Genomic DNA, 13,919 nt, shown 5'->3' with positions numbered 1-13,919 from the left:
TAATGAGTACAAATCGTAGAACGTTTCTGAAGCACATTGGTATGGGAGCCGGTGTTGCTGCAACCACTCCTTTGTTGAGTTCGTGCAACACAACATCGGATGAAGAAAAGGTAAAATTCATCCGCGAATCGGCGGAGCGTGTTCCGGCCATGAATTTCAATATGTGTGGTTATGCTGCACCAAAACTCGACAAAGTGCGGGTTGGTTTTGTTGGAATTGGCGACCGCGGCTCGGGTGCTGTAAAAAGAATGACTTACATTGATGGCGTTGAAATTGTGGCCTTGTGCGATGTAAGACAATCGGCCGTTGACGGAGCGCAAAAAATACTTGCCGAAGCCGGTTTGCCAAAAGCCAAAGAATATGTTGGCAGCGAAACTGAATTTAAAAAGCTGGCAGCAGATGGAATCTGCGATTTGATTTATACCGCTACTCCCTGGGAATGGCACGTGCCGGTAGGAATTGCTGCTATGGAAGGTGGCGCGCACGCTGCGCTGGAAGTATCGGCTGCTAAAACCATGGACGAGTGCTGGCAGATGGTCGAAACGTCGGAACGTACTAAAAAACACTGTGTTATTCTCGAGAACTGTTGCTACGATTTTTTTGAACTGCTTACTTTGAACATGGTTCGCCAGGGTGTTTTTGGTGACCTGATTCATGGCGAAGGTGCCTATATTCATGATTTGGATTACTGGCATTTCAACAAACCGAAGGACGAACAAATGTCGGACGGTGCTTATTACAAGATGTGGCGTTTGCGCGAGAACACCCACCAGGCCAATGTTTATCCAACTCACGGACTTGGTCCGATTTGCCAGGCAATGAATATCAACCGTGGCGATAAAATGGATTACCTGACAGCCATGATCTCAAACGATTTTACACTGAAAAACAGAATAGAAGAAAAGGCGAAGGAAGATCCGTTCTTTGAACAGTTTGTTGGGTTGGAAATGCGTGGAAACATGGACATGCAAATGATCCGCACCAACAAGGGAAGAACCATTCTTATTCAGCACGATATTTCATCACCCCGTCCGTATTCAAGAATACATATGTTAAGTGGTACCAAGTGCTTTGCCCAGAAATGGCCTTTGGAACATATCGCTTTTGGTCACAGCGTGGCTGACGAGGCCAAGAGAAAAGAGCTGGAAGAAAAATATACTCCGGAAATTGTTCGCAGGGTAGGCGAAATGGCCAAACAAGTAGGCGGACACGGAGGTATGGACTTTATCATGGACTGGCGTTTGATCGATTGCCTGCGCAACGGGCTTCCGGTTGATATGGATGTTTACGATGCTGCAGCCTGGAGTAGTATTTGGCCTCTAAGTGAATGGTCGATCGCCAATGGCTCAAAGCCAATTGAAATTCCTGACTTCACACGTGGAGCATGGAAAACGAACAAACCGGTTGAACCTGATTTCTCAGCCGGCGGAGGAAACACTAAAGTACGCAATCTTGTAGATGCCAACGCTGAAGGACAGCTAAGCGTTTAGTAGTATAATTTTCATAGAATTAATGGAAGCCGTTTCCTTTTGGGAACGGCTTTTTTATGCTACTATTTCAGGTTTACATTGAAAAGCTTGCGGTTTCCGGCTAATTCGCCCAGTGAGGCCGGGCCGTTTATACAGCCACCCTCGCAACACATAACTTCAATAAAATTGGCAGGTGCTTTTCCTTTAGCATAGGCTTTCAGCATTCCCAACGCTTTTTTATCGATGCCGTTTATGGCCAGTTCGTCAATTTTTATGTCGGGGCGTTCGGCTTTCACTGCGGCAGCCACTCCTCCTGACAAGGCAAAGCCACGGTCCAGTGTTTTGGCGTTATTGCGTTTTTCATTGTCAGCCAAATTGCCAAGGTCGATATCCAGTGCCACGATCATGGCATTCAGCTCTTCAAACGATAATACCAGGTCTACTTTGTCGTTTTTGCGGGCTTCTTTTCGTTTGCCAATACACGGGCCGATAAAAACGGTCTTGGTTCCCGGATATTCTTTTCTGGCAATATCTGCGGCATACATCATGGGCGACGGAGTGTCAGACACAAAGGGGCGAAGACCGGGAACATGCTTGTCTACAGCTTCGACGTAACTGGGGCAACAACTGGTGGTCATAAAAGGCTGTCCATGTTCAATGCGCTCGGCAAACTCGGCCGATTCATGAATTACAGTTTGACGGGCACCATCGGCCACTTCCACCACTTCGTTAAAACCGATTTCTTTGAGCAGGCTTTCAATCTGCCCGGTGGTAAGGTCGAACTGTCCGTGTATGGCCGGTGCAAACAAAGCAGTGAGGTGTTCTTCGTTGCGGATGGCCATCATCACATCAATGATCTGGCTGACTTCGAAAATACTGCCAAACGGACAAGCTACGAGGCATTTCCCGCAATAGATACACTTGTCATCGTCGATGCGCTCCACGCCGTATTCGTCTTTCGAAATAGCACCAACCGGACATGCCGCTTCACATGGAATAGGCACGTGAATAATGGCGTGGTACTGGCACTGTTTCATACAAATGCCACAATTGATACAGCTGGTGGGATCGATTTTTGCCTGGCCGTTTTGCATGCTTACTGCGCCTTTCGGGCAATTCATGATACAAGGGCGTGCCACGCAGCCACGGCACAAATTACTTACTACGTACTGCGCTTTCACACAACTGGTGCAGGCTTCGTCAACTACGGTAAGTATTTCGTTTTTTAACGAAGGGCGTTCTTTGGCCTGCTTGGCATAATAACGAAGCGGCGTAAGTTCGTCTTGCTCTTCATCGACTGTAAATCCCAGCAGGGGAAACATTTTGTATTTGATCACTGCTCTTTCCTTGTGGATACAACAGCGATGCTGCGCAGGCTTTCTCTTGGGTGCCATTTTTATCGGAATCCGATCGATCTCGTCTTCCAGCCGGCCATCGGCAAAAAGTTGTACAATCTGTCGTAGAAGTTCACGGCGGATGATGTGTGTGTTGCTTGTATAGCCCATTTCCCTGCTTTGATGTTTTTGATGGCGCAAAAGTAGTATTTTTTAAACGTCCATCATTCGATTCTTTAATTTGCCGATACTAGTTAAGACTGGGTTAACGAAATTGTATTTTAAGTTCACTTAAATGAATAATGTCCTGATTTAATACTTAATAGCCCTTTTTTCTGTCCGTTAAAAATGTTGCACCAAAGCTGATCTCCACCATGAAAAGTAGGTGGATTCCAGTTCTTTTTGACTGGGAAAAGGATAGAACAAGAAGCTCTTGCTGTCGCCGATAAAAAAGCCGTCTTCAATGGTGCGGTAGGGCAGTTCGCTTTGTCGTACCCGAAGCACGGTTTTGGTGAGTCGTTCCGATGTTTCATTCAACTTTATCAGGCACTCGCGCAGGTGAGCCGGATTTCGGTACGGCAGGTTGTTAAGTGGCAGGGTAGGGTCGTTCGCCAATTGGTTGAGCTGCAACTCTACAAAAAACAGTTTGGGCACCGAAACCGGTGTTGAACCGTTGGTGAGGTGCTGAATAAATTCGGCAGGATTGAGTTTACTGGCTACCATGGTAGAAAACGGATTGTATTGCTGGTACAAATGAATATCCTTTGTGGTTTTGGCTACATATTCGGCGGCGTGTATTTCCAGTACTTTACCATCGTCGGTGGCCAGGTAGAGATTCTTTAAGGCATCAAGCGGAATGGATTCAAACACCCTGTAGATGGATAAATAAACCGATCTTTTGGGTTCTCCGTTTTCATAGGGTACGAGCTTTTCTTCTACATAATCCAGCGGCAATTCAACTTTCGAAGGATCGATTTCAAAGTATACCGACTGCGAACGCAGGTTTTTCCTGGTACCTACAGCCAGGTAGTTTCCAAATTCAAACGGCCTAAGGTGCGATGCGATCAGCGATTCGGGAGTAGCAACCAGGTAATAATGATTTTCCATGGCTATGAATTTTAGTTAGTTGATACTTCGTTTATCTGCAACTCTCAAAATAGAAGTGCAATGCACCCGGGTTTACGAAAATGTGGGCGGTGAGGTTAGAAAAAGGGTGGGAGAGTTTTCATGATAGTTCATTGTTTGAGGATCTGGAAGTAGGTAAAGAAAAAGCCACCTCTCTCAATTGAGAAGTGGCTTTTATATTTTTTGAAATACTTTGCTGAATTAGCTTCCGAAATCGTCGAACAATACGTTCTCGTCCGGAACACCCAGGTTGTAAAGCATTTTTTGTACGGCATCGTTCATCATTGGCGGGCCACACATGTAGAAATCGATTTCTTCGGGCTCTTCGTGCTGGCTCAGGTAGTTGTCGTGAATTACCTGGTGCACAAAACCAGTTTTGTAACTAACGCCCAATTCATCGGCAGCAGGGTCTGGTTTGTCGAGAGCCAGGTGGAACTCAAAATTCGGGAAGTTCTTTTCTATAGCTCTGAACTGGTCGTAATAGAAAACTTCTTTCCACGAACGTGCTCCGTACCAGAAAGTAACTTTCTTTTTGGCTTCTTTAACCGTATGGAACAGGTGGAACAAATGCGAACGCATCGGGGCCATACCGGCACCACCGCCCACAAACATCATTTCGCTGTCGTTGTCTTTCAGGAAGAATTCTCCGTAAGGACCCGATATGGTTACTTTATCACCCGGTTTCAGGTTAAAGATATACGATGAACAAATACCCGGATTTACCTTTTTAAAGCCGTTGCTGGCGCGATCCCACGGTGGGGTTGCAATACGTATGTTCAGCATTACAATGTTTCCTTCGGCTGGGTGGTTGGCCATTGAATAAGCACGGAAGGTTGGTTCCGGGTTTTTCATTACCAAATCAAACATGCCGAATTTTTCCCACTCTTCGCGGTATTCTTCCTCAATGTCCATATCCTTGAAGTTGACATCCACTTTGGGAACATCAATCTGGATATATCCTCCTGATTTAAAGTCGAGTATTTCGCCTTCCGGAAGTTTCACCACAAATTCTTTGATGAAGGTTGCCACGTTGTGGTTCGAAACCACGGTACATTCCCATTTTTTCACGCCCATCACTTCGTGAGGCACTTCAATGGCCATGTCTTCCTTCACTTTTACCTGGCAAGCCAAACGCCAGTTTTCATTTTGTTCTTTGCGGGTGAAGAAGCCGGTTTCGGTAGGAAGGATAGACCCGCCTCCCGATTCTACCTGGCAACGGCACATACCGCAGGTACCACCGCCACCACAAGCTGATGGCAGAAGAATTTTATTGTTTCCCAACGTAGTAAGAAGGGTGTTTCCCGGTTCGGTTTCCAAAACTACGTCTCCTTCGTTGATGTTTACCTTAACAGATCCCGACGGAGTAAGTTTTTTCTTGACATAAAGCAAGATGGCCACCAAAAGAATAATAACGCTCAGGAAAACCACTACACTGGCAAGAACTACAGTTGTTGTCGATAGTATTATCATTGTCCGTTTGTTTATTCAATTTTACAATTTAATACCCATGAATCCCATGAATGCCATCCCCATTAAGCCTGTAACAATGAAGGTGATACCCAGCCCACGCAAGGGAGCCGGTACATTGGAATATTCAATTTTTTCACGGATAGCGGCAACGCCAACAATAGCCAGGAACCAGCCTACACCCGAACCTAAACCATAAACCGACGCTTCGCCAATGTTTACAAAGGCTTTTTGCTGCATAAATAGCGAACCTCCCAAAATTGCACAGTTAACAGCAATAAGAGGAAGGAAAATTCCCAGCTGGGTGTAAAGAACGGGAGCGAATTTCTCCACTACCATTTCCACCAACTGTACCATTGATGCAATGATGGCAATAAACATGATAAAAGACAAGAAGCTTAAATCCACGTCAGCCAGCGAAGGGCTGAGCCACGTAAGTGCTCCTTCTTTTAATACGTAGTTTTCGAGCAGGTAGTCAACCGGAACGGTAATACCCAACACAAAAATTACTGCTATTCCCAATCCGGCAGCCGTACTCACTTTTTTCGAAACTGCAAGGTATGAACACATGCCCAGGAAGTAGGCAAATACCATGTTTTCGATGAAAATCGACTTAACAAATAAATTTATTAGATTTTCCATGATAATCTGATTTCTATGGGTTAGTTTTCAATTAGTTTACGATTACGGCTACGTTGTACCCATATAATAATTCCAACAGTGATCAGTGCCATCGGAGGCAGGATCATCATACCGTTGTTCGCATAGAAACCACCGTTTGTAATGTACCAGCTGTCAGGAATAACCTGGAAGCCGAATACCGAACCGGAGCCAAGCAGCTCGCGGAAGAAACCAACAATGATTAATATTACTGCATAACCGGCACCGTTTCCGATACCATCAAGGAATGATTGCCACGGGCGGTTACCCAGGGCAAAAGCTTCGAGCCGTCCCATGATGATACAGTTGGTAATAATCAAACCAACAAATACCGATAATTGCTTGCTTACGTCGTAAACATAGGCTTTTAGAATCTGGTCAACCAGAATTACCAATGAAGCGATAACCACCAGCTGAACAATAATACGAATCCGGTTAGGGATGGTATTTCTCAACAACGAAATAATAACGTTTGCAAAAGCTAAAACGATGGTAACCGAGATCGACATTACCACGGCAGGTTTTAGCTGGGCTGTTACCGCCAGTGCCGAGCAGATTCCCAATACCTGCACGGTAATCGGGTTGCTGCTATTCAGCGGATCGGATAACAGTTTTAAATTTTTCTTTGAAAATAATGGTTCGCTCATGGCTTAAGATTTTTTCTTTTTTAAGAATTCTTCATATCTGGCAAAGTCGTCGAGAAGCATTTGCTCAAGCCCTTTACTGGTGATGGTACCTCCTGAGATGCCATCTACTTTGTGGTCGGCTGGTGCGTCCTGTCCAACTTTTGCTACGATAATGGAAACCAGTTGACCTTTGTTGTCAAAAAGTTTCTTACCAATAAATTGTTTCTCGAATACCGGGGTGGAAATTTCAGCACCCAATCCGGGGGTTTCCCCCTGGTGGTCGAAGTTGGCACCGTAAATGGTGTTCATGTCTTCGTCTAAGGCTACAAAGCCCCAGATAGGTCCCCAAAGACCTGTTCCGCGAAGCGGAAGCACATATTTGACGCCTTGTTCTGTTTGACATTCAAAAACCGGCAAATGCATTTCTTCAACAGGTTTTGCGTACTCCCTTTTCAGGTCGGTGTTAAACGCATCGCCTTCTACTTTTTCGCCGTTTACATTTACTACGTATTCGTTTACTATTTTTTCAGCATAGATCTTTTCTGCATCAGCAGGAGTACTGGCAATGTTTACCGATGCCAGGATACTTTGCTTTTTCTCCACCTCAATGTTCCGTACCTGTTGGGGCTTAAGCGCCATGGCAACGGAAGCCAGAATCGCTGCAACCAGGACTACCATGATTGCGGCGTATAAAACTGTATATGTATTACCGTTTCTGTTCATGATCTTTAATTTTTAAGCAGTTCTTCCACTAACGGTTGCACGTTTCAGTCTTTTCTTAATGTGGCCCTGAACAACATAATGGTCGATCAGCGGTGCAAAGGTGTTCATCAACAGAATGGCAAGCATCATTCCCTCCGGATAGGCGGGGTTGACAACGCGAATCAATACTGCCAGAATACCGATAAGGAAACCATAAATCCACTTTCCGCTTACGGTTTGCGAACCTGAAACAGGATCGGTGGCCATAAAAATGGCGCCAAACATAAACCCACCTAAAATAAGGTGATGCCAGAAAGGAATTGCAAAGAATACCTGGTTGGCTTCAGAAAGGGAAGCGCTACCGGCAAAAGCATTCAGGATAAGTCCCATAACTGCACCACCGGCAATGGTTGAAAGCATGATCCTCCAACTTCCGATTCCGGTAACGATTAGAAGGACTGCACCGATTAAAATAGCCAGTGTTGAAGTTTCTCCAATCGATCCGGGGACCAGTCCGAAGAAAGCATCGGAAGCAGTGTAGGAAATAACTCCGGAAGCTGCATCGCCTAGCGGAGTGGCACAGGTGATGGCATCAGTTGCCTGACTGCCGGCTACCCATACTTTAATTCCCGACATTTGTGCCGGGTAGGCAAAGAATAAAAAGGCACGGGCTACAAGAGCCGGGTTCCAGATGTTCATTCCGGTTCCACCAAATACCTCTTTACCGATGACCACTGCAAAGGCTGTTGCCACGGCAATCATCCAAAGCGGTGTTTCAACAGGCATTACCAGCGGAATAAGCATCCCCGAAACCAGGAATCCTTCCTGTATCTCGTGGCCGCGAATTTGCGCAAACACAAACTCGATACCCAAACCAACGCCGTACGAAACGATGATGATCGGAAGTACTTTCAGCAAGCCGAAAAGGAAAATTTCAAAAAAACCGGTTGAAGCAAGTTCACCGATTGCTTTGAAGTGTTGGTACCCGGTATTGTACATCCCCATAAGGATGGCCGGCACCAGTGCCAACACTACCATTCCCATGGTACGCTTCAGATCGATGTAATCGTGAATGTGCGTTCCCGATTTGGAAGTGTTCTTTTGAACAAAGAACAGTGTGAAGAAACCATCGTGTACGGAATGAAGCCAGTGGTACTTGGCGCCTTTCTGCACATAAGGTTTCGTATTCTCAAAAATGTTTTTTATAAAATTCATTTCATTTTATTGTTTACATTCCATTGTATTCGATAAAACTTGCCCGCTTATTCGTCATTTCAGAATAACAGAAAACAGGTTTGCTTCATCTTTTAAGGTTGAATTGATTACGTGTAAAAATTAACCAAGTTCTTTAATCATAACGTTAATCCCATCGCGGAGAATCTTTTGCACTTCAACTTTTGAAGTACATGCATATTCACAAAGAGCCAGGTCTTCTTCTATTACTTCGTAAATACCGAGTTGCTCCATTTTATCGATATCGTTTACCAGGATCGCTTTCAACAAGTGAACCGGCAGAATGTCGATCGGAACCAGTTTTTCGTACTGACCTGACATAACAAATGCACGCTCGCCGCCGTGTAGATTGGCGTTAAGTGTGTATTCTTTTTTCGGGAACAGTTTGCCTAAGAATGCTTTGGATGCACTGAACTTATCAAAACCAGGCGAAGCCCAGCCCATAAATTCGTATTCATCACCTTCCGGAATCACAGTTATCTGCGAGTCGTAGAAGCCAAAGTATTGCTGAGGACCTACTTTTTTACCGGTAAGCACGTTTCCGCTGATAATACGCAGATGGTAATTAGCTTCCACCAGTCTTTCCTGTACAAGCGAAGCTACCGGGGCACCTACTACCGTTTGGTAATATTTAGGCGCTGACACTTCGGAGCCTGTTAACGCTACAATTCTGCTGAAATCCACATTTCCGGTCTCAAAAAGACGGCCGATCAGCAGAACGTCCTGTACGGTTAATGTCCACACCACTTCGCCTTTGTTAAGCGGCTGGGTATTGGCAATTTGTACTCCAACGTTTCCGGCAGGGTGCGGCCCTTCGAATGTGTTGATCTCTACATTTTTAACACCGGTAAATGCGGAGTTCGCATTTACTCCCAGGTAAACTTTTCCCTCGGTAAGTTTTGCAAGGGCATTTACTCCGGTCTGAAACGTCTCAAGCTGTCCTGCAATTACAAAATTGTAATCGGGTGCCAGTGGCGCCGTGTCGAATGTTGAAATGTAAATCGATAATGGTTTTTGATCGGGAGATGCAATCACTCCGTACGGCCGTTTTTTAATAAATGGCCACAAACCACTTTTCAGAATCTGCTCTTTAACCTCTTCTCCGGATAAAGTATTCGGATCTGCTTTTTTAAACGAAGCGGAACCTGCATCTTTATCGGTCTCAATTACTACTTCCAAAATTTTACGACGCTCACCACGGTTGATTGAAACCACTTTACCGCCAACAGGGGCCGTAAAGACAATTTCAGGGTGGTATTTATCGTAAAAAAGCGCATCGCCTGCCTTTACAATGGCTTCGGCTTTAACACTGAGTTTTGGAGTAAGTCCGGGAAAATCGGTTGGTTTCAGAGCGACTGTTGCCGGGACCGGCAATTTTTCGAGTACCTTTTCAGCACTGCCTTTTAGCTTAATGTTCAGCCCTTTTTTTAACCTAATCACTTCTGACATATTGATTTAAGACTAAGAATTATTTCAGGTTGGCAAAAGTAATAATTAATTGCTGTTAGACAATGCGAAATAGTAAAGAGTTATTATCAAAGTATATGAATATATTAATAAGTTAAATGAATTTGAGAACTTTCAAATAATCAGTGCATTTAGTTCTTTTCAAACAGGGGAAAAGGCTTCAGATTAAATTAACATTTTTGAGCTTATTGTATTTTGGAATATATTTTGACAGACTTACCGCTTTCAATTGAAATTCATAAATTTGATATTTGCAGAAAATAAATGAAACCGGAACGAATTTTTATTTTGTAAGCGATGGCATGCAACAGTTTAAACTTTAGTTCGTTTGACTTTTTATGTAGTTTTCTGCCCGGTTTTATTTCTCCGATATTTGGAGAGGCATATTATAAAATACAACTGAAAATGAGAAAATTCCTGACTCTGATAATGGGGTGTTTGGCCCAGTTCACTTTTGTGAATGCTCAAACCAACGATTTCTATTACGAAACAGCTGTTTACAAGGAAGAAATAAAGTCGGCCAAAATGTTTCGGGAGGGTTTTGTTTTGTCGAATCCGGTTTTGGGATTGAACGAAGACCAGCGGCTGGTAATGAAATTTGACGATCTTGTGGCAGATGTAAAAGACTATTATTATACCATCATCCATTGCGATGCCGACTGGAAAGAGAGTTTTATTCCGCAGCCCGATTACCTCGAAGGTTTCCCGGAAAACCCGGTGGATGATTATGCAAAGTCGTTTAATACCACTTTCGACTATATCAATTATCAGATCGTACTGCCCAACGATCACGTACAATTCAAGGTTTCAGGAAATTATGTGCTGGTGGTATTTGAAGATAACGACAAAGAGAAAGTTGTACTGACGCAAAGATTTTACATCTATGAAGATGTGGTAAATATTGCAGGTACTGTCAGGCGGGCAACTACCGATGCTTTTAAAGGCGAAAGCCAGGAGATAGATTTTACGATTAACCATCCCAACTTGGCGATTTTGAATCCGCAGGAAGAGGTGAAAGTGGTGATCATGCAAAACGACCGCTGGGATAATGCCATAAAAAACCTGAAGCCACTTTATATCCGCGACGGGCAATTGGTGTATGACTATAACCGCGAGAATGTTTTCAAAGCAGGCAACGAATTCCGGTATTTCGATATTCGCTCTAACCGCCTGAACGGTGAGAATGTGTTTTCCACCGATTTCTTCCGCCCTTATTATCACAAAACACTCAAAACAGATGAAATCAGGGCCAATAAGAAGTTTTTCCCTTACAAGGAAATGAACGGGAAGTATTCCATCGAAAGTCAGGATCAGGAAGTACGGGATTATGATACCGAATGTGATTATGTGTTTGTTCATTTTAGTTTGCCCATGGAATCGCCGCTGGTAGGAGGAACTGTTAATGTATTTGGTGCACTTACCCAATGGAACGCCAATAAAGGCAACGAGATGACCTACAATTTCGACAACAGCACCTATGAATTAACACTCCTGTTAAAACAAGGCTACTATAATTTTATGTATGTGTATGTGCCGCAAGGGGCGCGGGTAGCCGATCATACCAATATCGAAGGTAGTTTTTGGGAAACCGAGAATGATTACCAGATTTTTGTGTATTACCGCGATTTGGCCGGGCGTTACGACCGACTGGTGGGCTATCGACAGTTAAATTCGGTGGTAAATAGGTTTTAGGCAGGTGCTCTATCTAAGTGGCCGGGCGTTGTCATGTCAAAAGCAACGTTGCCTATATTTCTCATCTGAAAATACCTGCGATTTTTGCTTTGTTGGTGAAGGGAATGAAAGAGGCTAAGTGCTGAAAGGAAGAGAATCAACTTACGATCTTCATATAACCCTGCCCGTCGCTGAATGGAATTGAGAACCAAAACTGGCTTCCCTGTTCCAGGGTGGAATCAAATTCAAGCTCGCCTCCCAAAAGTGCCACGTAATGCTGGGCAATCGGCAGGCCGATTCCAGAGCCTGAGGTAGTTTGGTTGATGGAATTGGGGATCCGGTAAAAACGACTGAAGATGTTTTCGGACTCTTCTTTCGGGATACCAATGCCGGTATCAGCCACCACAAATTTTATGTATTCGTTCCTGATCATTTCGTAACCAATGGTTACGGTTCCTTTGGTGGTATATTTTACGGCATTGTCGAGCAGGATCATCAACGCTTCTTTTAATAGCTGGTTGTCGGTGCTAAAGCCAAACTCGGGGTTGTGCACATCCAGGTTCATGCGAATGCGAACATCTTTTGAATCGGGGATGTGTGGTGCGTATTGGTTGTAAATGTCGCGTAGCAGCCCGTTAATTCTGCAAAATGAATGCTTCACCTCAATCGCTTCCGTTTCAATTTTGGAGAGGTGAATGGTGTTGTCGATCATGTTCAGCAACTGTTTCCCGTTTTCGGTGATGGCGTCGGTCAGCTCCAATCGGTCGGACTGTTCCATTTCGGCGTCCGACAACATCCGGGTAAAGTTGGTGATGATGTTCATCGGTGTCCTGATCTCGTGCGATAAATTGGCCAGGAAAGCCGATTTTAAACGGTCCGATTCCTCGGCGCGTTTCAATGCCTTTTCAAGTTTGAATTCAGCGGTTTTTCGTTTAGTAATATCCCGGGCGACCGAAATAACCGAATGCGCATTCAGCTTGGCCAGTCGCATTTCAAACAAAAAAGTTCCGTTGGGTGTATTCAGCGAATATTCGATGCTCTCGATTGAGTTGGACCGGATACAATTCTGGATACAGGCATATATTTTATTGGCCAGGTTCTCGGGAAAACCGGTATTGAATATCGAACTTCCGATAATGTTGGCATCTTCCACTTTAAACAGGTCGCTTTCCTTGATTACAAAGTCTTCGTAAACGCCGTCCTTGTCAATAACAAAGAAAATGTCGGGGATGGCTTCCAGCAGCACTTTGTAGCGTCGTTTGTTGGCTTCCAGTTCTGCCATTTTCTTTTTTACCTTGGTAATGTCTTCAAAGATCAGGTAGTAAAGATTGTAGCTTGGATTAATAACGTGGATTTTAAACCATTTGTCGATGTGCGGCGCCTGTATCTCCGAAATTCCCTTCCGGCTGAAAAGCACCGTTTTGTTTACGTCCAGTTTTCCTTTAAAGATAAGGTTGAAAACATAATGTGCATCCTGTCCCTGAACTTCGTGCAGGTTAAGTTTGAAAGCCGCTTCAAAGGCATTGTTTACTTTGTCGATCGCCAACCGTACCACATTTCCGCCTTCGTCGCGCTCGGCACTAATGCGTGAGATCAGGAAGGGAGAATTTTGAATAACCCTGTTTAAGCTTACGGTCTGTCGCTGGAGTGCGTCTTTTAAACGGTCAATAGCGTGATTAAAGTGCCGCCTTAAATAAAAGGTCGACAGGAAAAACGCAAGAAAAACAAAAAACGGATTGGTAACAATGGGATCAAAATAACTGAACGAATCCAGTAAATGATCGGCTATGAATAATTGAAATCCAATGGTTGCTATGGACAATAAAAAGTAAAGAAGAATTTTACCGTCGTTGTTGGAAAAGAAATAAAGAAAAACGAGCCCTGCGATCAGCCACCAGGTTGAAAAATGAATGGTTTCAACCGGGGGGAGATGGGCGCTGAATTCAGAGATATAATAACCGTATATAAATACCGGCGTAAGAAAGACGATGTTGATGGCGCAGTTATTTTTACCATTCAGAACACACACGACCGATAAAACAGATGCTGCCAGCAAAAGAAAATCGCAGATCAGGCATAAAGTTGCATTCGGAACAAAAAGATGACTTATCAAAATAGCAAGCATGATACTGCCGATTGAACTCCATATCATCAGCAGATGAAAA

General features: G+C 44.2%; 11 protein-coding genes. 2 read left to right on the top strand and 9 right to left on the bottom strand.

Translation table 11 applies throughout. The features are described from left to right. The first annotated feature begins 2 nt into the window (after positions 1-2). A complete protein-coding gene (locus INQ51_RS07680; RefSeq protein ID WP_119438181.1) occupies positions 3-1,490 on the top strand; it encodes a Gfo/Idh/MocA family protein in 1,488 nt (495 codons plus the stop codon). A gap of 62 nt (positions 1,491-1,552) precedes the next feature. Here INQ51_RS07680 and INQ51_RS07675 read toward each other — a convergent pair whose 3' ends face one another. From INQ51_RS07675 to INQ51_RS07640, 8 genes are all read right to left on the bottom strand, one after another. After that, positions 1,553-3,004, bottom strand: coding sequence for a monomeric [FeFe] hydrogenase (locus tag INQ51_RS07675; RefSeq protein ID WP_233377369.1), 1,452 nt, complete (start codon positions 3,002-3,004; stop codon positions 1,553-1,555). Between the two features lie 141 nt (positions 3,005-3,145). Further along, a complete protein-coding gene (locus INQ51_RS07670) occupies positions 3,146-3,910 on the bottom strand; it encodes a hypothetical protein (protein ID WP_233377367.1) in 765 nt (254 codons plus the stop codon). 219 nt (positions 3,911-4,129) lie between these two features. Next, entirely contained in the window at positions 4,130-5,398 is a 1,269-nt protein-coding gene (gene nqrF / locus INQ51_RS07665; RefSeq protein ID WP_233377366.1) for an NADH:ubiquinone reductase (Na(+)-transporting) subunit F, read from the bottom strand. A 21-nt stretch (positions 5,399-5,419) separates the two neighbouring features. After that, positions 5,420-6,037 carry an NADH:ubiquinone reductase (Na(+)-transporting) subunit E gene (nqrE, locus tag INQ51_RS07660; protein ID WP_119438186.1) on the bottom strand — a complete coding sequence of 206 codons (618 nt, stop codon included), beginning with the start codon at positions 6,035-6,037 and terminating at the stop codon, positions 5,420-5,422. A gap of 20 nt (positions 6,038-6,057) precedes the next feature. Then, entirely contained in the window at positions 6,058-6,702 is a 645-nt protein-coding gene (locus INQ51_RS07655; protein WP_119438187.1) for an NADH:ubiquinone reductase (Na(+)-transporting) subunit D, read from the bottom strand. 3 nt (positions 6,703-6,705) lie between these two features. After that, complete coding sequence (nqrC, locus tag INQ51_RS07650; protein ID WP_233377364.1) at positions 6,706-7,404, bottom strand: NADH:ubiquinone reductase (Na(+)-transporting) subunit C; 699 nt, start codon at positions 7,402-7,404, stop codon at positions 6,706-6,708. A gap of 12 nt (positions 7,405-7,416) precedes the next feature. Continuing rightward, positions 7,417-8,598, bottom strand: coding sequence for an NADH:ubiquinone reductase (Na(+)-transporting) subunit B (locus INQ51_RS07645; RefSeq protein WP_233377363.1), 1,182 nt, complete (start codon positions 8,596-8,598; stop codon positions 7,417-7,419). A 120-nt stretch (positions 8,599-8,718) separates the two neighbouring features. Beyond that, a complete protein-coding gene (locus INQ51_RS07640; RefSeq protein WP_233377361.1) occupies positions 8,719-10,065 on the bottom strand; it encodes a Na(+)-translocating NADH-quinone reductase subunit A in 1,347 nt (448 codons plus the stop codon). Positions 10,066-10,488: 423 nt separating this feature from the next. Between INQ51_RS07640 and INQ51_RS07635 the strand changes: the two genes are divergently transcribed. Next, positions 10,489-11,775, top strand: a complete 1,287-nt coding sequence (locus INQ51_RS07635) for a DUF5103 domain-containing protein (protein ID WP_233377359.1) — start codon at positions 10,489-10,491, stop codon at positions 11,773-11,775. A gap of 136 nt (positions 11,776-11,911) precedes the next feature. On the opposite strand, the gene INQ51_RS07630 is transcribed toward INQ51_RS07635, so the two are convergent. Next, positions 11,912-13,879, bottom strand: coding sequence for an ATP-binding protein (locus tag INQ51_RS07630; RefSeq protein WP_233377357.1), 1,968 nt, complete (start codon positions 13,877-13,879; stop codon positions 11,912-11,914). Between the last annotated feature and the right edge of the window lie 40 nt (positions 13,880-13,919).

Origin of the sequence: Maribellus sp. CM-23, from assembly GCF_021354595.1 — a bacterium.
Classification (GTDB): Bacteria; Bacteroidota; Bacteroidia; order Bacteroidales; family Prolixibacteraceae; genus Draconibacterium.
The sequence above is the reverse complement of the archived record's forward strand: the minus strand, read 5'-3'. Positions and strand labels throughout refer to the sequence as shown.